This is a genomic window from Streptomyces sp. LN549, assembly GCF_043203805.1.
In the GTDB taxonomy this organism is placed as follows: Bacteria; Actinomycetota; Actinomycetes; order Streptomycetales; family Streptomycetaceae; genus Streptomyces.
Map to the genome: position 1 here is coordinate 3,495,277 of NZ_JAZHRI010000002.1, position 16,224 is coordinate 3,511,500.

At 70.3% G+C, this 16,224-nt stretch carries 16 protein-coding genes and 1 tRNA gene; 6 read left to right on the forward strand and 11 right to left on the reverse strand.

Going from position 1 to position 16,224, the window contains the following annotated elements; genetic code table 11:
• Positions 1-12 precede the first annotated feature (12 nt).
• Positions 13-1,278 carry an MFS transporter gene (locus SH922_RS15615; RefSeq protein WP_393058564.1) on the forward strand — a complete coding sequence of 422 codons (1,266 nt, stop codon included), beginning with the start codon at positions 13-15 and terminating at the stop codon, positions 1,276-1,278.
• Positions 1,279-1,299: 21 nt separating this feature from the next.
• On the opposite strand, the gene SH922_RS15620 is transcribed toward SH922_RS15615, so the two are convergent.
• Entirely contained in the window at positions 1,300-1,908 is a 609-nt protein-coding gene (locus SH922_RS15620) for a DinB family protein (protein WP_393058565.1), read from the reverse strand.
• Between the two features lie 170 nt (positions 1,909-2,078).
• On the opposite strand from SH922_RS15620, the gene SH922_RS15625 reads away from it, so the two are divergent.
• Together SH922_RS15625 and SH922_RS15630 are read left to right on the forward strand one after the other, a co-directional pair.
• Positions 2,079-2,621 carry a GNAT family N-acetyltransferase gene (locus SH922_RS15625; RefSeq protein WP_393058566.1) on the forward strand — a complete coding sequence of 181 codons (543 nt, stop codon included), beginning with the start codon at positions 2,079-2,081 and terminating at the stop codon, positions 2,619-2,621.
• A gap of 321 nt (positions 2,622-2,942) precedes the next feature.
• Positions 2,943-3,449, forward strand: a complete 507-nt coding sequence (locus SH922_RS15630; RefSeq protein ID WP_393058567.1) for a cupin domain-containing protein — start codon at positions 2,943-2,945, stop codon at positions 3,447-3,449.
• Positions 3,450-3,576: 127 nt separating this feature from the next.
• On the opposite strand, the gene SH922_RS15635 is transcribed toward SH922_RS15630, so the two are convergent.
• Positions 3,577-3,960: a tautomerase family protein gene (locus SH922_RS15635; protein WP_393058568.1), complete on the reverse strand. Its 384-nt coding sequence runs from the start codon at positions 3,958-3,960 to the stop codon at positions 3,577-3,579.
• Between the two features lie 247 nt (positions 3,961-4,207).
• Here SH922_RS15635 and SH922_RS15640 point away from each other — a divergent pair, with 247 nt between their 5' ends.
• Complete coding sequence (locus SH922_RS15640) at positions 4,208-5,143, forward strand: aldo/keto reductase (RefSeq protein WP_393058569.1); 936 nt, start codon at positions 4,208-4,210, stop codon at positions 5,141-5,143.
• Between the two features lie 22 nt (positions 5,144-5,165).
• Positions 5,166-5,513: a MerR family transcriptional regulator gene (locus SH922_RS15645; protein ID WP_393058570.1), complete on the forward strand. Its 348-nt coding sequence runs from the start codon at positions 5,166-5,168 to the stop codon at positions 5,511-5,513.
• A gap of 73 nt (positions 5,514-5,586) precedes the next feature.
• Here SH922_RS15645 and SH922_RS15650 read toward each other — a convergent pair whose 3' ends face one another.
• The 5 genes from SH922_RS15650 to SH922_RS15670 all read right to left on the reverse strand — a co-directional run bounded on the left by SH922_RS15650 (position 5,587) and on the right by SH922_RS15670 (position 9,138).
• Positions 5,587-5,961, reverse strand: a complete 375-nt coding sequence (locus tag SH922_RS15650) for a DUF4259 domain-containing protein (protein WP_393058571.1) — start codon at positions 5,959-5,961, stop codon at positions 5,587-5,589.
• An 88-nt stretch (positions 5,962-6,049) separates the two neighbouring features.
• The gene (locus tag SH922_RS15655) at positions 6,050-6,463 is read right to left on the reverse strand and encodes a DUF3592 domain-containing protein (protein ID WP_393058572.1); all 414 of its coding nucleotides are present in this window, start codon (positions 6,461-6,463) and stop codon (positions 6,050-6,052) included.
• 10 nt (positions 6,464-6,473) lie between these two features.
• Entirely contained in the window at positions 6,474-6,929 is a 456-nt protein-coding gene (locus SH922_RS15660; RefSeq protein ID WP_393058573.1) for a hypothetical protein, read from the reverse strand.
• Between the two features lie 36 nt (positions 6,930-6,965).
• A complete protein-coding gene (locus SH922_RS15665) occupies positions 6,966-7,556 on the reverse strand; it encodes a hypothetical protein (RefSeq protein ID WP_393058574.1) in 591 nt (196 codons plus the stop codon).
• Between the two features lie 25 nt (positions 7,557-7,581).
• On the reverse strand, positions 7,582-9,138 hold the full coding sequence (locus SH922_RS15670; RefSeq protein WP_393058575.1) for a hypothetical protein: 1,557 nt from the start codon (positions 9,136-9,138) through the stop codon (positions 7,582-7,584).
• Positions 9,139-9,379: 241 nt separating this feature from the next.
• Here SH922_RS15670 and SH922_RS15675 point away from each other — a divergent pair, with 241 nt between their 5' ends.
• The gene (locus SH922_RS15675) at positions 9,380-9,607 is read left to right on the forward strand and encodes a hypothetical protein (protein WP_393063581.1); all 228 of its coding nucleotides are present in this window, start codon (positions 9,380-9,382) and stop codon (positions 9,605-9,607) included.
• A 23-nt stretch (positions 9,608-9,630) separates the two neighbouring features.
• On the opposite strand, the gene SH922_RS15680 is transcribed toward SH922_RS15675, so the two are convergent.
• From SH922_RS15680 to SH922_RS15695, 4 genes are all read right to left on the reverse strand, one after another.
• Positions 9,631-10,776, reverse strand: a complete 1,146-nt coding sequence (locus SH922_RS15680) for a PP2C family protein-serine/threonine phosphatase (protein WP_393058576.1) — start codon at positions 10,774-10,776, stop codon at positions 9,631-9,633.
• 226 nt (positions 10,777-11,002) lie between these two features.
• Positions 11,003-14,392, reverse strand: coding sequence for a S8 family serine peptidase (locus tag SH922_RS15685; RefSeq protein ID WP_393058577.1), 3,390 nt, complete (start codon positions 14,390-14,392; stop codon positions 11,003-11,005).
• Positions 14,393-14,624: 232 nt separating this feature from the next.
• Positions 14,625-15,653 carry a helix-turn-helix domain-containing protein gene (locus SH922_RS15690; protein WP_393058578.1) on the reverse strand — a complete coding sequence of 343 codons (1,029 nt, stop codon included), beginning with the start codon at positions 15,651-15,653 and terminating at the stop codon, positions 14,625-14,627.
• A gap of 264 nt (positions 15,654-15,917) precedes the next feature.
• A tRNA-Leu gene (locus SH922_RS15695) sits at positions 15,918-16,003 on the reverse strand.
• Positions 16,004-16,224 lie beyond the last annotated feature (221 nt).

Sequence of the window (16,224 nt, forward strand, 5' to 3'; positions counted from 1 at the left end):
AGAATCCGGCCGATGTACTCCCTTCCTCCCCTCCTCAAGCAACCGCGGTTCCGTGCGTTCTACGCCGGACGTCTGGTGTCGCTGCTCGGCAGTTCGATGGCTCCGGTGGCGCTGGCATTCGCTGTCCTGGACGCCTCCGGAAGCGCTCAGGACCTCGGGGTCGTCCTGGCCGTCCACATGCTGCCGCTGCTGGCACTGCTCCTGGTGGGCGGGGCCGTCGCCGACCGCTCCTCACGCCGGAACGTGCTGGTGGCCGCCCACCTGGGCTCGGCGCTCACCCAGGGCGCCGTCGCGGCGCTCCTGCTGACCGGCCACTACTCACTGATGCCGGTGGCCGTACTGGAGTTCCTCAACGGCGCACTCGCCGCGTTCACCACCCCGGCCCTGCGCGGAGTCGTACCGCAACTCGTCGACAAGGCCCGGCTCCAGCAGGCGAACGCGCTGCTGGGAACGGCACGCAACGCCACGAAGATCCTCGGGCCGAGCCTGGCGGGCGTGCTCGTGTCGGCGGTCGGCAGCGGCCCCGCCATCGCCGTCGACGCGTTCAGCTACCTGCTCGCGGCAGGCTTCCTCGCGCGGCTCACGTTCACTCAGGACACGAACGCGGCGTCGCACCGGCCGACCACCCTCCTGACCGACATCCGTTACGGGTGGACGGAGTTCCGTGCGATCCGCTGGGTCTGGGTCGGCACACTGTCCTTCTGCCTGATGAATCTGGCCCAGACCGGCACCTGGCAGATCCTGGGCCCCCAGCTCACCCGTCAGATCAGCGGCGAGGCGACGTGGGGATTCGTGCTCAGCGCCCGCGGCATCGGCCTGCTGATGTCGAGCCTGCTGATGTACCGGCTGGTGGTCCGGCACCTGTTGCGGCTCGGGCAACTGACGAACGCGCTCGCCGCACTCCCCCTGCTCGCGCTCGGCGCGCATCTGCACGCCCCGTGGCTGCTCGCCGCCGCGTTCGTCGCCGGCCTCGGCTCCGCTGTGACCGCCGTCGCCTGGGACACCTCGCTGCAGGAGCACGTCCCGCCCCACGCGCTCTCCCGCGTCGCTTCGTACGACGACCTGCTGTCGTACGTCGCGATCCCGGTCGGCCAACTGTCCGTCGGCCCGCTGGCCCGGACGTACGGGGCCTTCCACGTCGCCGCAGTGGCCGGCATCCTCTCCGCCGCCGCGGCCGTCCTCCCCCTGGCCTCCCGCTCCGTACGCCGGCTGCCCCACGCCGGGCCCCCGCGACCCGAGCCCGCTCAGCCTGCCCCCGACCCGTCCCCCGCGGCGTGAGCCGGCCCGGTCCGGCCGCCCCTACGCGCTCCCGGACCCGCCCGAAGCCTCCCGAGCCGCGCGCTCCACCCGGCCCCGATGGCTCCCCCACCATGCCGAGTCGCCGGGCGCCATGTTCTCGCCCCCGATCCGCTGGCCCGTGGTCCCGTCGATCAGTTCCCGGACGATGTCGGCGTGACCGGCATGCCGCTGGGTCTCGGCGACCATGTGGACGAGAGCCCGGTGGAGCGTCAGCTCGTTCCCCTCTCCCCCGGGGAGCAGACCGGTCGCGTCGAGGTCCAGCGCTCCGATCGTCGCGTCGGAGTGGGCCCACACGCGCTTGTACTGCGCGACGATCTCGTCACGCGACTCGTCGGCCGTCGCCCACAGATCCGCGTTCGGCTCGGCGTCACCGGCGATCCAGAGCTCCGGCGCGTCGACCGGCCGCCCGAAGACATCGCCGAAGTAGAAGCCCTCGGCTCCGGTGACGTGTTTGACCAGGCCCAGCAGATTGGTGCCGGTGGCGGTCATGGGCCGCCGGATGTCGTACTCCGACAGCTCCTCCAGCTTCCACAGGAACGCGTCGCGGGCGTCCTGCAGGTACACGTGCAGGTCCTTCTTGTAGTCGGCCTCCTGGCCTGTCCCAGTCATGAAGCAACTCTGCCGGGCACCCGATCCGCATCCAAGGACTTTTCTCCCGGGAGGCCGGCAAAGGTGGTGTACCGCACCGCAGTTGGGACACGAGCGCAGCCGGAGCGCGAGATCCGGCGGTCGGTCCTATTGGTTTGCCGCCGGCCGGACGGGTCGGATAAGAAGCTTGCATGCTTAGCGGTAGCAAGGTCGGGCTCAGGGCCCGACACGAGGACGACATCCCGATCCTGCGGGCCGAGCTCTACGACGACGTGGTCAACGCCTCGCGGGCCGAAGGTGGACCGTGGCGGCCGATCACCCCTGGCACGGACGATCCGCGGCTCGTGGTGAACGACAAGGAGCAGGGGCATGTCCCGTTCTCCGTGGTGGAGCTGAAAGGCAACACCCTGATCGGTACCGCGACGCTGTGGGGCATCGACAACCACAACCGGTCCGCGCACATCGGGCTGGGGCTGCTGCCGTCCTGCCGCGGCAAGGGCTACGGCACCGACGTGGTCGCGGTGCTGTGCCACTACGGCTTCGTCGTACGCGGCCTGCAACGGCTGCAGATCGAGACGCTGTCGGACAACGCCGCGATGCTGCGCTCCGCCGAGCACAACGGCTTCGTCCGCGAGGGCGTACTGCGCGCCTCGGCCTGGGTGATGGGCGAGTTCCTGGACCAGGTGCTGCTCGGGCTCCTCGCCGCCGACTGGAAGCCGGACCTGAAGGCGTAGGCGACCGGCCCGGACCGTACGGCCGGGGCCTTCTCCGACGGATCATCCGCAAGGCCCGTACGGCCGGGAGCGTCACGTCCGACGGAGTACGCGCACAGCCTCGTGCCGCACAGGTCCAGCGCGTGCTGCGTGGCCGAGTTGGGCTTCCGCCGCCGCCCGTCGCGCGTTGGATCGCCCAGCCAGCCTGTCCTCCATGTGCAGAGGGGATCCAAGGACCAGGGATCTGTTCCGACGAGCTCAAGCTCATCCTGCCGGGCCCCTCCCAGCGGCGTAACGTTGAAGGGTGGCAGGTTCCCCGCATCGCGAGGGAAGGAGTCCGCCATGACCATCGATGTGCTGCACCCTGTCGTGGAAGCCGGTAAGGGCGAACGGGTCCGGCTGGGCGGAATCGGTGTCAACTACAAGGTTCCGGCGGAGGCCACCGGTGGCGGGTTCGCGATAGTCGAGCACCCGGTGGAGCCGGGTGTTCTGGTGCCTCCTCACGTACACACCCGCGAGGACGAGTTCTCGTTCGTCATCGAGGGCGAGGTGGGCGTGCGCATCGGGGACCACGTGTTCACCGCCAGGACCGGCGACTACGTGGTGAAACCCCGCGATGTACCGCACACGTTCTGGAACTCCGGCCCGGCGCATGCCCGTCTCCTGGAGATCCTCTCCCCACCGCAGTTCGGCCAGTACTTCCGGGAGATGGCCGCAATCCTGGCTGAGGGCGGCGAACCCGACTTCGAGCGCATCGCCTCGCTCGCCGGCCGCTACGGCGTGACCTTCCTGATGGACTGGGTGCCGGAGCTGTCGTCGACCTATGGCGTCACCGTGCTGGGCCGCTGAGTACGGCCCGGGGCTCCAGGACGGCATCGGCCGCCCCGCCCCGCCCCGTCCCGTTCGGCATGGAATCCGGAGGCCCGACGCAGGCGCGCCGTCGGGCCGGATCTGTGACCCTGGGCGGGATGTCCCGTCACGAGGCGTACTGCGCCACCCCGTTGCCGAACGACCAGTCGATCGACTCGTTCTCCGTCAGCGTGACGAACATGTTCCGCGGCTCGGTTCCCGCATACGTGCAGCCGAGTTCGGCGATCCGCCGGTACAGCGCCTTCTTCTGTTCGGGTGACCGTCCGGACCGCATCGTGATCGCAACGAACACGATGTCGTCGTCCCGGTGCACTCCGAGGTAGTCGTCGTAGCGGAGTGTGCTGCTGGTTCCGTCGTGACTGACCAGGACCTGGAACCGGTCATCGGGCGGAAAGCCGATCACCTCGCCCAAGGCGTCGTGCACCGCCCGGCCGAGCGCGTCGAGCCGTTCGGCGTCGGCCCTCAACGCGTCTATGCGAACAAATGGCATACCGACTACTCCCTCGTGGTCGAGGCCAAGGATCGTCGTACATACTAGTAGGTACAGTCACATGCGCGCAGAGACCTGTCCAACGGCCCTGCGCGAACCGCCCAGCAGGCCTGTCAGGATCGCCCCACGGAGGAGCATCGGCGCTCGTGTGCGGTGTACACGGTGTCAGGCCCTCGGAGGCCGGGTCCCGGACTGTTCGCCACCATCGCTTGACCTGGAGCGCGCTCCAGATCCGAGGATGGACGGCATGGATACCACCGATCCCCAGATCATCCTCGGCACCATGGACTTCGGCACCCGCGTCGCCCCGGACCGGGCCTTCGCGATCCTCGATTCCTTCGTCGCCGACGGCGGAGTCTGGCTCGACACCGCGAACTGCTACTCCTTCTGGACCGACCCCGCCGGTGTCGGCGGCGCCAGCGAGCGTGTCATCGGCGCGTGGCTCCAGGCCCGCCCGGGCGCGCGCGACACCGTACGGATCGCGACGAAGGTCCGTCACAACCCGCTCGTCCCGCACTCGCCGGAAAGCGCCGAGGGGCTCTCGGCGCGCGCCGTTCACGCCGGTGTGGAGGAGAGCCTGGGACGGCTCGGAGTCGACCACGTCGATCTGCTCTGGGCCCATGCGGAGGACCGTGACGTTCCGTTGGAGGAGACGGTAGGCGCCTTCGGCGAACTGGTCGCGAAGGGAGTGGCCCTGCGAATCGGGGCTGCGAACCATGCCGCCTGGCGCGTCGAGCGCGCCCGGTCACTGGCGCGGGAGCGGGGCGTGGAGCCGTGGACGTGCCTGCAGTTGCGCCACTCGCTCGTCCAGCCGCGCCCGCTCACCCCCGTCGCGGAGGGCGGTCACCGCATGCTCACCGCCGAGGATCTCGACCTCGCACGGTCGGAGGGGCTCGCGGTGTGGTCGTACAGCTCCCTGATGTGGGGTTCCTACGTGCGCGAGGACAAGCCGCTTCCGCCGACCTACGATCACCCCGGAACCACTCGGGTACTCGCCGTCCTGGACGACGTCGCCGACGAGCTCGCGGTCACGAGGAACCAGGTCGTCCTCGCATGGCTGATGCTGCAGGGGATCGACCCCATCGTCGGTGCAAGCCGGGTGGAGCAGATCGAGGAGGCACTCGCCGCACGCCGTGTGCGGCTGGGCGCCGAGCACCTGACACGCCTCGCCGGAGCACGGTAGCGGCGGTCCCGGGAGGAGCCCCATGACGACCATCACCCCGGCCGCGGCCGCCGACCGCACCGGCGTCTCCATCGACACACTGCGGTACTACGAGCGTGAAGGGCTGATCGGCCCGATCCGGCGCTCAGGAGGCGGCCGCAGGGAGTACACCGAGGACGACGTCTTCTGGATCGGTCTCGTCACGTGCTTCCGCGATGCCGGTCTCGGCATCGCGGACCTGCGGGGGTTCGTCGCCATCCTGCGCGCCGAACACCCTCCGCAGGAGCGCGTCGCCTTCCTGCGCGAGCGCCGTACCGCCCTGGAGCAGCGGGTGACAGCGCTGCACCGGGCCATGAAGGTCCTCGACGACAAGATCGCCCACTACAGCTGAGCCCGGGTGCACTCCCCGCGGTGCTGTCGGCGGCGATACGGAGCGGCGGCGCATCGCCCGCGCCCGGCGGCCGTTACTCCGCTGTCGCCGCCGACGCCTCGGCCAGGTGCTCGAACGTCTGGTTGAGCACCTTCCGGCGCTCGTCCTTGTACGCGGCGTCCGGCTCCAGGCCGTCGATCGTCGCCTCCCACACCGTCAGGAACGTCTCCTGCCACGACCGGATCACCTCGGGCGGCGGAAGGGTCACCCCCACCCAGCCCTGCCGGTCCAGGACGAGCAGCAGCTCCAGGTTGCAGGGGACGGTCACGCCCCAGTACTCGTCCGGTTCGAGCTCCACCGGATCGCCGGCCATCGCCTCGGTCACCTCGGCCACCAACCGGCCGGCCAGGTCCCCGAGATGATCCGCCGCCGTGTCGCTTTCGAAGTTGCCCGCGCCCCACGTTCCCACTGTTCCGCCTCCGCGCTGTGCGTCGTCGCCCGTCGTCGCTTCCGTACGTCATCACAGCAGAGGGCACTGACAGTCGGGGGACAGCCGGTCAGTTGAACAGGTTCTCCGGGAAGTCCGTGAGGAACATCAGCAGGACCAGCCCCATCAGCAGCAGTGAGACGGCCCCCTCGGCCAGCGCGGCGCGTGGGCCGCCCGCCAGGGTGGCCGTCCTGCCCGGGTCGGCGGGGTCGTAGCGCACCGTGACCCGCGCCCCCTCGTGGAAGCGCTTGTTGCCGCCGTTCTGGAACTCCACCCACTCACCGCTCTGCGCGGTGAACGCGAAGACGTGCCAGGCCCGCCGGTCGCCCGTCGAGCCCGTCGCCGAGTCCCGCTCGTACACCCGGATGCAGCGCGCCGGCGCGGTCACGCCGGAGCGGACGCCGCGCAGTTGCCGGACCGTCCGGCCCAGAGATCTGAGCGCCGCCAGCGCGACCACACCCGTGATGACGAGCGACGTGTCCATGGAGAACCTTCTAATCGTTGCGCAGCCTGTCGACGAGGAAGCCCACCGCACAGCCAACCACCAGGACGACCAGCTGCACCAGGAACGTGAGGACGGTGAGGTCGCCCCCCTGCGAGAAGAAGATCACCAGCTGCAGGGCGACGGCCGGGGTGAACGCCGCGACGCAGTGCCGTACCCGCGACTCCCGGGACGCCCCCTGGTGCACGGCCGCCGCGGCCCAGGTGCCCAGGGCGACGCAGGCCGCGGACGGCAGGTGGAGCAGCAGGACGGTGCGGACCGGTGAGTCCATGGTGGAGACGTCGTCGCCCGTGATGATGTCCCAGACGAGGATGGCGAGGGCCAGTTGCGTCGCCAGCATCACCACGATGCCCGCGGCCCAGGGCAGCATGAAGTTCAGCAGCCGCGGCCGGTCGTGGACGGGCGCGTGGGCGGGGGCGTACCCGCGGTGTACGTCGTATCGGGACATTCGGCTGCCTCTTCGTCGTCGCCCGGCGGTCGGGCGCTACTTCACCTGGATGCTGTCAACGATCTTCGTCCGGTCGGCGTCGCTGAGCTTGCCCTCCTGGGCGTCGATGCGGACGGAGTAGATCTTTCCCTCGGAGTCGACGCCCGTGATGACCACGCCGTCGACCGTCGCGCCCTTCGGAGGCGACTGCGGCACACCCGTACCGGTGTAGGTGAAGTCGATGCGCTTGGCATCCTTCGCACCCTTGATGTCCGCGTCCTTCGTGCCCTTCACCTCGGTGCTCGCCATGAGGAGGGCCCTGCCGACCGAGGCCGCGTCGTCACCGGTCGAGGCCTCGGCGAAGCCGCTCTGGATCGACACCTTCACCGTGGGCCGGTCGCCCTCGCTCTGCAGGGCCGCGGCGTCGTTGAGCTTGCCGCGCTCCGCCTTGCTCTGCTCGGTGAGGCCGGCCGGGTAGGTGAGCGACACCGTCGGTCCTGCGAGCTTCTTCCAGCCGCTCGGCGTGGCGGGCGCGGCCTTGTCCGAGCCCTCCTCGCCACCGCACGCGGTGAGCATCAGACCGGCGGTGAGTACAGCGGTGGCGACGGCGACAGCCCGCACCGTCCGCCGGACGGAAAGCTTGGTCATGATCACGTCTCCTTGTACCTGTGGATCATTTGGCACAGTAGCTGTACGGGAAGAACGAGCGCTGGCCACCGGAGGGAGCCCCCAGGAATTCCGCCTTCGTCAGGCTCTTCTGCGACTCGGAGCTGGTGTAGGCGCCGTTGATGCCGGCGACTTCCAGGTTGACGTCGAGGCCGATCTCCTCGGACGAGGAGGAGCCGTCGTACTCCTGCTTGCTGACCTGGCCGTGGTTGAACGCGTAGTGGCCGAACGGGTCGCCCGGACCGGGGTCCTCGGTCGGCACCGGCGTACCGGTGAAGAGGTAGTTGAAGGCGCTGTTCATGCCCTGGCCGGAGAACATCTGGGCCTTGATGGCGTCGGACTCGGCCTTGGACATGTTCTTGTCGTCCAGGGGGACGGTGGTGGTGATGACCTGGGTGGTGGTCCCGCCGCCCTTCGCGTTCCCGTTGACGTCGCCCTTGAGACCGGCGCTGGCGTCCGCCTTGCCCTCCAGGGTCCGCGTCATCGTGATGCTCTTCACCTTGCCGGTCTTGCTGTCGACCGTGACGGTGATGGCACCCGCCGCCGAACCGGAGGCCTCCGCACCCGCCTTGGCCGGGCCGGCCTCGCCCTTCGCGTACGCACCGCCGGTGGCCTTGGCCTGGTAGGTGTACGCGTCGGTGTTGTTGATGTGGTTCTGCGTCAGCGTGACTTCCTGGGCCTCGGAGATCTTGAGGCCGGCCTCGACGGTGGCGCCGGGCTTGGGAGCCGGGGTGGTCGTGCCGTCGGCGTTCGTCGTGTCGGGGGCGTTCATGCCCGCGCCGAACTGGAACCCGGCCTGGGCGGCGACTTCGAGGCTGATCTTCTGCGTGGTGATGTGCTTGTTGCCGAGCTTGTCCTCGATGTTCTGCTTGAGGCGGCTCTCCTCGGCCTTCGGCCCCTTGCCGAACCAGCTGGCTATCTCGGTGGAACCGCCCACGATCGGGCTGAGGTTGGAGAGCTTGTTCAGCCGGCTGAGCTTCTTGTACTCCTGGAGGTCCTTGCGGAACTGGTCCGCCTCCTCCTGGCTGTCGAAGACCCAGGTGTCGCCCGTGGTGACGGTGAGACCGGCGGCGATCTCCACCTTGTCCTTGCCCACGTCGCCGATCTTGATACGGCCCTTGGGCTTCTCCGTGCCCTTGATCGAGCCGGCGTCGGTGAAGGTGAGCGAGACCTGCTCGTCGTTGTCGTCGATCTTGCCGTCTTTGTTGACGTCCGTCTTCGCCTTGGTCGTCGTCTCCTCGAAACCGAACTCGCCGCCGAACTCGACGCCGAGCGTCTCGAACGAGACCCCGAACTTGCCGCCCTGGGTTCCGGACTTGGTCACCGTGGCGCAGGTGAGGGGCTCGAACTCGGCGTTGGGATCGCCGCCCGCCTCGCTCCCGCCACCGCCGGTGCATCCACCGCCGCCCGTGACGGAGGAGATGGCGCACGAGAACCGCTCGCTGATCTGCCCGGCGAGGCCGGTCACCAGCAGGGCGCCCACGATGGCCACGGCGACCATGACCATGCCGACGTACTCCAGGGCGGTTCCACCCCGGTCGTCCCATGCACTACGCGAGGACATGGCCCCCCGACACCTCGTCCGTGGCATGTTGTTGTCCTCCCCGATGGCCTTAGGGGTCGGAGGTTACGAGAGGTGTGTGTGTTCGGGCACGGGCCCGTGGGCCCAAATACGGGGCCCCATTCCGGACGTACGAGCGAGTGACCGTGGGCCCAGTGGGTCCGGACGGACCTTGCGGAGATTCCGCGGAGCCGGTCCGCGGCCTGCGGCCGCTCACTACACTCCCCCGATGACCAACACCCCGATGGACAACATGCGATGCACCCAGTGTGGTGCGGTCGGGCTGGAACCCGGCTTCGTCGAGGACTCCGGGCAGGGCTCCCGCGGATACGCGCGCTGGATCGCCGGCCCCCTCCAGCGCGGCCTGTTCGGCGGCGCGCGGAGAATGGGGCTGCCGCACTGGCAGATCGACGCCTACCGCTGCCCCGCCTGTTCACACCTGGAACTGTTCGCCACCCAGCGCGTCAACTGACGGCGCTCCGGTGGAGGTCGGCCCTACGGCGCCTGGCGCGGGGCACGGCGTACCGCGAGGACCGCCAGGTCATCCTGCTGTACCCCGGCGGTGAAGTCCCGCACGTCGTCGACGAGTGAACTGATCAGCCGGCCGGCGGTGATGTCGACGCGGCCGCCGAGACGCGTCTCCAGCGGATAGAAGGCGCCGTCCCGCGAACGGGCCTCGGTCAGGCCGTCGGTGCACAGCAGCAGCGTGGCCCCGGCGGGGAAGGCGAACCATGCCACCGTGCGCGGTTCGTCGACCAGATTCGCCAGGCCCAGCGGTACGTGTTCCTCCCCCGCGCCGACGGCGGTGACGACGCCCTCGTGCAGCAGGTAGGGCGGGATGTGGCCGCACCCCACGACCTGGGTGTCGGTGCCCGTGTCCACGCCCAGGACGAGCGCGGTGACGAACCGTTCGGGCTCGCCGCGCTGTCCGGCGTAGTCGTTGTGCCGGACGACCGCCGCCTCCAGTGCGTCGACGAGCGCGGTCACCGTGGGCTCGCGGTGGGCGGCTTCCCGGAACGCCCCCACCACGTCGATGGCCATCCCGATGGCGGCCAGCCCCTTCCCCTGGACATCGCCGATCAGGACCCGGGTGCCCCAGGGAGTGGCGACCACGTCGTAGATGTCGCCCCCGACGAGCTTGTCCTCCTGCAAGGGCTCGTACACGCCGTCCACCAGGACATCGTCGGTGAGCAGCGGCAACGGCCGCAGGATCTGCCGCTGCATCGCCGCTGCGGTCGACCGCAGCCGCACCAGGGCGCCCTCACGCGCGATGCGCATCCGGGCACCGTAGACGGCCAGGGCGCCGAAGCCGACGGCGAACAGCGTCAGGATCACCCGGTCGAGGACCCGCTCCCCGGGCTGGAAGACCACCGGCGCGATGACGACGAGGCTCACCCAGGCGGAGACCAGCGCCGTCTGGCGCGGGCTGCACAGGGCGGCGGCGAACGCCGGCAGGAACACCAGCAGCCCGAGAAGGAGAACCGCGGTCCCGGTCAGCAGACCGAGGACGACCACCACGGCCGTCGTCGCCAAGGTCGCCAGGACGACGTCGCGGGTGGCGGGCGTGCGGATGGCGGTGATGTCGTCGCGGTCGGTCGAGTTCCGTGCCGAGGACATCGCTGCGCGCAGCGGACGGAACATGCGGGCATCCTCCAGCGGCGATGTGGTCGCGCATGCGCGTGCCGCTCGTGGCAGCGGACCGGGAGGCCCCGATCATCCACTCCCGTCGAGGGGCCGTAGGGAGGCTGGCCGCCGCCCCGCTGAAGTGCGCCCGTACGAGTGGCGCCCCGATCGCTCCTGCGGCCGCACGCGGAAGGCCGGGCGGTCCCCTGTCGTGGGAGACCGCCCGGCCTGGGGCGTGGTGCGGTTACCGCACGTCGTAGGCGCGGGTGATGGTCTGCGTGACCGCGTTGTGGTGGGAGTCGGTGAGGCCGACCTTCAGCATGACCTGCTCACCGGTGGCGCCGGTGTGATCGACGACGGCCGTCCACTTGCCGTCCTTGTGCCGGGTCGGCGCCTGGGTCCAGGTGGCACCGCCGTCGTAGGAGTAGGACAGCGAGGCCTCGGTGATCGCGCCCGGGGTGTATCCGGCGTGGCCCTCGGCCGACAGGCCGACCTTGATGCCGCCGCGCGCGGGCAGCGTGTTCATACCGTCCGCCGGCAGGTCGTACGCCGGGAAGACGATCGGCAGGCCGCGGGAGTAGACGTCCGGCTCCAGGCGGGAGCGGAAACTCCAGGTGGTGGTGACCGAGGTGGAGCGCAGCCAGGGCTTGTCCGAGGTGGGGATCTTGTCCAGGTTCTGGGTGAGCTCGTAGGCGGAGTCCTCGGCCGGGACCTCGAACGCGTCGTACGGATAGGTGCTGGTGGCGATCTGCTCACCGTTGCGCTTCAGCGCGAGGTTGCCGAGGTCGCCGAACGACCCGCCGTAGGACCAGTGGTCACCGGAGCCGTCGACCCACAGGGCGGTCTGGATGCCGATCAGGTCGCCCTGCCGCTCGGCTGCCAGCGCCAGGTCGCCGGCGCGGTCCCGGGCGGCGCCCGGCCGCATGGGGCCGCCGTACCACTCCTCGGAACGCCGCTCCCCGGCCCGGTAGGTGCGGTCCCGGTCGTTCATGAACGCCGCGAACGGGAAGCTGGTCAGCGCACCGTGCAGCCAGACGTCGTCACCGGTCGTGTAGTAGGCGGTACGGGTGCCGGGCACCGGGACCGGGTCGAGCAGGTTGACCGTGATGGAGGTGTTGGGGTTCCAGGAGGGGACGATGAACAGTCCGTCGAGGTAGTCGGTCTCCTTCCCGAGGGCGTTCCACTTCTCGGTGACCTGGGCCAGCTTGGAGTCTCCGACCCGGTAGGTCCGGTCGGAGAGCACCGGGCCCTGGGTCGGGAACGTGAGGTTGTAGACGTAGGGCGAGCCGCCCTCGGAACCGTTCGCGCGCCAGGTGGGGCGGAACTCGAAGAAGCCGTTCTTGGCACGCCCGTCGACGGAGGCGTAGAACTTCTGCACGGCGCTGCCCGCCATGAGCGATCCGCTCAGCTGCCAGGTGTCGTCCCAGGTGCGGGCGTAGCTGAACGTGGTGTGGCTGATCTTCGAGGGCCGGTCGGTGCGCACGCTCAGCCGGTGGGCCTTGCGGGCGTCGAGCACGACGGTGGTGTCACCGGTGATGCGGAGCTGCGGGCGCCCGACGTAGCTGATGGAGTCGGGCGTGCTGTCCGCGTTGGTGGTGACCACGAAACCGGAGAGGGCGTAGTCGCCCGGGCGCACGCTGAACGTCTGGTCGGCCGCGCCCTGGTTGCTGCGGCGCTCGCCCTTGTCGGCGTCGAGGCTGACCAGGTCCAGGGAGGAGGCGCCGGCCGCGGGCTTGCCGTTGCGGTCGATGACCTTGACGCGGAGGGTGACCGTTTCCGGCTGGACGTAGAGCGTGACCGGCACGGAGATGTGGGTACCGCCGCCGGACGCCATGATCCGGCCCGTGACGGCACCGTACTGGGAGGCCTTGAGACGGGCGACGGGGTCGATCCGCACCGGCACCTGGACCGTGGCGCCCGCGGGAACGGTCACCTTGTCCTGCGCCGCCTTGATGACGGCGGAGCTGACATCGCTGCCGTCGTTGCCGTGCACCCCGCTCACCTTGAGACTCAGGGTGAGGTCGTCGGTACCGGTGTTGGTGAAGGGCACCTGGACGGTGCTGCGGTCCGATGCGTCCTGCGGCCAGTCGTAGCTGCCGCCCTGGACCGCGGGTGCCGAGAGCACCTTCTGGTGGACCGCCGCGTACACGTCGAGGACGCCGGCGCCTGTCTCGTCGGCGCCCGCGACGTTGCCGCCGGTGCGGGCGGAGGAGACCAGGGCGGCCTTGATCTGCTGCGCGGTCCAGTCCGGGTGGGCCTGCCGGACGACTGCTGCCGCGCCCGCGACGTGCGGGGTGGCCATGGAGGTGCCCGACATCGACTGGTAGGCGTAGACGCCACGCCCGCCTGCTGCGGCCGCCGAGATGCCGACGCCGGGTGCGGCGATCTCGGGCTTGAGGGTGTGGGTGACGGCCACCGGACCGCGGCTGGAGAACCAGGCGGTGGTGTCGTCGCGGTCGACGGCGCCGACGGTCAGCACGCCGGGCACGCAGCCGGGTGAGGAGACCGTCTCGGTGCCGGAGCCCGAGTTGCCCGCGGCGATCACGAACAGGCTGTGGGTGTTCTGGGAGAGCTGCTGCGCGGCCTGGGCCAGCGGATCGGCGCAGTCACCGATCTCGGGGTTGCCCAGGCTCATGGAGACGACGTCGGCCTTCTGGTCGACGGCCCACTGCATGCCGGCGATGATCCAGGAGCTCAGGCCGGAGCCGCCGTCGTTGAGGACCTTGCCGATGAGCAGTCCGGTTCCGGGGGCGACGCCCTTCTTGCGGCCCTCGCTGGCCGCACCGGAACCGCCGACGGTGGAGGCCGTGTGGGTGCCGTGGCCCTGCCGGTCGGCGGTGTCGGCGGAGTCCGTGAAGTTCTTCGCCGCCTCGACCCGGTTCACCAGGTCGGGGTGCTCGGCGTCCACACCCGTGTCCAGCACGGCGACCTTGGTGCCCTTGCCGTCGTAGCCCTCGGCCCAGGCCTCCGGCGCGTGCACCTGCTTGGTGGAACGGTCCAGCGTGGCCTTGACCTTGCCGTCCAGCCACAGCTTCTTCAACGGAGCGGCCGTACGTGAACGGGGTGCGTTGACGTCCTGCCAGAAGGCGGCGGCACCGTCCTTGTCGGCCTTGAGGGCGACGCCGTTCACCGCCGGGAGGCTCAGGCCCCGCTCGGCTCCACGAGGGGTCGCCTGCGCGGCGGCGGCGACGTCGACCCGGTTCTCGTACGTCGCGATGAGGGGCAGCTCGTCGGCGTGGGCGTCGTCGTACCCCTGGCGTATGAGCCCGCTGACGTTGAACAGCTGCTCGTCGACCCTGCCCTCGGCGATCGCCTGCGAGGCGTCCTCCGGGTAGACGTAGAGGTCCTTGCCCAGCTGATAGGTCTGCACGATCGGCTGCGACCCGTCCTTGCGCGGCAGGACGGCTGCCGAGCTGCGGCCCGAGGGGTCCGTGGTCACCAGCACCTTGTCACCGGTGACGAGGGTGACCGTCACCTGCTTGCCACCGGAAGCCGCAGTTCCGCTGCCGATGAGGGGTCTCTTCCCCGAGGCGCCGTCGGTGGGTGTACCCGCCGCCCCGGAAGGCGTGACCGCGGTCAGGACCAGGACGGCGGCGGTCGCCGCGCCCAAGGCTATTCGCCCTGTTGGATGCATGATTCTCCCTGCTCAAATCCATGAACATGCCGTGCTGCGGCTGCATCCTGGCAGGGATATGGACCGCTCAGGGGTGCCACGCATGGCGGGTTTCCCACGTGGCGGAAGTCCGACATCCCGTCATAATTGGAGTACCGGACGCGCAACTTCCGTACGGTGAAGGGCAGTCGGAGCTTGCGAGCGCGCTGTCACAGCCTGATCCCCCGCCGCGGTTCCGCGGGGGCGGGCCGGCTCAGAGCCAGCCGACGCGCGCCGCGTGCCAGCCCAGCTGGAGCCGCGACTCCACGCCGGAGAGATCCATCAGACGCCGCACCCGTCGTTCCACCGTGCGGATGGACAGTCCCAGTTCGGAGGCTGCCCGCCGGTCGGAGATCCCGGCCAGCAGGAGGGCGAGGACCTCCAGCTCCTCATCGGTCGGCTGCTGATCGACCGCCGGCTCCTCGCGCACGCCCGCGCCGGTGGTGAACATCGGTCGGCCCTGGGCCCACTCCCTCTCGAAGAGATGGACCAGGGCCGTCAGCAGGCCGCTGGGGTGGACCACGATCGCGCTCGGCTCGCCCCCGGACTCGGTCATGTCCAGCGGCACCATGGCGCGCTCGCGGTCCGAGATGACCATCTTCAGCGGGAGCGAGTCGGCCAGCCGGAGCACGAGGCCCGCCGCCACGGCCTGCCGCACGTCCTGCACCACCTCATGACCGGCGAGGTAGTCCTTGTCGGCCACGACACGGAAGTCGACTCCCCGGTCGAGCGCGGAACTCTCCGAGGTGTCGGTGTCCTCGCGCGGCACGGCGGTGGGCTCGCCGACCAGGAAGACGAGCAACTCCCGCTGCGCCCCGCGCTGCAGCTGGAGGAAGCGGTGAGCGACCTGCTCCACGCCCACGACCACCTCCACGACGCCGCCGGCCGTGTGCGCGGCGGTGGTGCGGTACTGCTCGGTCAGCTTGGAGAACGCGGTCTCGGCCAGGTGCAGGGCGTTGCGCTGCTCGGCGAGGAGAGGGGCCAGGGCCACCGACGGCGGCGTGAGCCGGTAGCGGGCGGACCGCGGTCCGTCCTTGCCGCCGGCCGAGTCCGGTCCGTCGGCCACGGCCTCCCGGGCGACGGCAACCAGACCCCGCGCGGCGAGGTCGAGCAGGATCCTCTCGCTCTCGCCCTCCCCGAGTCCGGCCTGCAGGGCGACATCCCGGACGGAGGCGGACGGTCGGACCAGCAGTGCCGTGTAGACGGCCTCCTCGGACGGGCTCAGTCCCAGCGCCTGCAGCATCCGGCTCCTCCCCGGGCGGCGCGCCCGTGTCCGGTCCTGGCGCGGCTCGCGCGCACCGAGCGGATTCCTCTCGCTCGGAACCCTATCCCTCGCGCCCCCGGCGCGGACGGTGCCTGTTCCACCGGGAGGAGGGCTGCTCGCGGGGCGCGCGTCCGCGCCGGTCCCGGAGACGGAACGGGGTGCGGGGCGGGGCGGGTCCGACGTCAGGTCCTCGATGGGCGGGTCGCCGCCGGCCGGCAGGCCCCCCAGGGACGAACCGCGCGATGGTGCCCGGAGCCGGACTCGAACCGGCACGCCCCCGAGGGGCAGCGAGGTTTAAGCTCGCCGTGTCTGCATTCCACCATCCGGGCTTGGCGCGCGGCTCCGCGTTGGCACATGACCCCATCCGGGGGCTTCCCCCGAGCAGACGGACAGTGGCTCGATGTTGTCCTATTTTATTGATCTCTTGAGTGTCCGTCAGCACAGGCGGACGGCATAGTCACACGCCTGGGCGGGATGGCGGGTGCGGCGGCCCCCTATCCGAATTGACGGAAAGTCGCCGCACCCACACAACCGATTCGCCAGGCGCACG

Coding starts and splice junctions, on each gene's coding strand:
- SH922_RS15615 (WP_393058564.1), top strand. CDS start 13: ATGTACTCCCTTCCTCCCCTCCTCAAGCAACCGCGGTTCCGTGCGTTC.
- SH922_RS15645 (WP_393058570.1), top strand. CDS start 5,166: ATGACGACCATCACCCCGGCCGCGGCCGCCGACCGCACCGGCGTCTCC.
- SH922_RS15670 (WP_393058575.1), bottom strand. CDS start 9,138: ATGTCCTCGCGTAGTGCATGGGACGACCGGGGTGGAACCGCCCTGGAG.
- SH922_RS15675 (WP_393063581.1), top strand. CDS start 9,380: ATGGACAACATGCGATGCACCCAGTGTGGTGCGGTCGGGCTGGAACCC.
- SH922_RS15680 (WP_393058576.1), bottom strand. CDS start 10,776: ATGTTCCGTCCGCTGCGCGCAGCGATGTCCTCGGCACGGAACTCGACC.
- SH922_RS15655 (WP_393058572.1), bottom strand. CDS start 6,463: ATGGACACGTCGCTCGTCATCACGGGTGTGGTCGCGCTGGCGGCGCTC.
- SH922_RS15635 (WP_393058568.1), bottom strand. CDS start 3,960: ATGCCATTTGTTCGCATAGACGCGTTGAGGGCCGACGCCGAACGGCTC.
- SH922_RS15665 (WP_393058574.1), bottom strand. CDS start 7,556: ATGACCAAGCTTTCCGTCCGGCGGACGGTGCGGGCTGTCGCCGTCGCC.
- SH922_RS15690 (WP_393058578.1), bottom strand. CDS start 15,653: ATGCTGCAGGCGCTGGGACTGAGCCCGTCCGAGGAGGCCGTCTACACG.
- SH922_RS15620 (WP_393058565.1), bottom strand. CDS start 1,908: ATGACTGGGACAGGCCAGGAGGCCGACTACAAGAAGGACCTGCACGTG.
- SH922_RS15685 (WP_393058577.1), bottom strand. CDS start 14,392: ATGCATCCAACAGGGCGAATAGCCTTGGGCGCGGCGACCGCCGCCGTC.
- SH922_RS15630 (WP_393058567.1), top strand. CDS start 2,943: ATGACCATCGATGTGCTGCACCCTGTCGTGGAAGCCGGTAAGGGCGAA.
- SH922_RS15625 (WP_393058566.1), top strand. CDS start 2,079: ATGCTTAGCGGTAGCAAGGTCGGGCTCAGGGCCCGACACGAGGACGAC.
- SH922_RS15640 (WP_393058569.1), top strand. CDS start 4,208: ATGGATACCACCGATCCCCAGATCATCCTCGGCACCATGGACTTCGGC.
- SH922_RS15660 (WP_393058573.1), bottom strand. CDS start 6,929: ATGTCCCGATACGACGTACACCGCGGGTACGCCCCCGCCCACGCGCCC.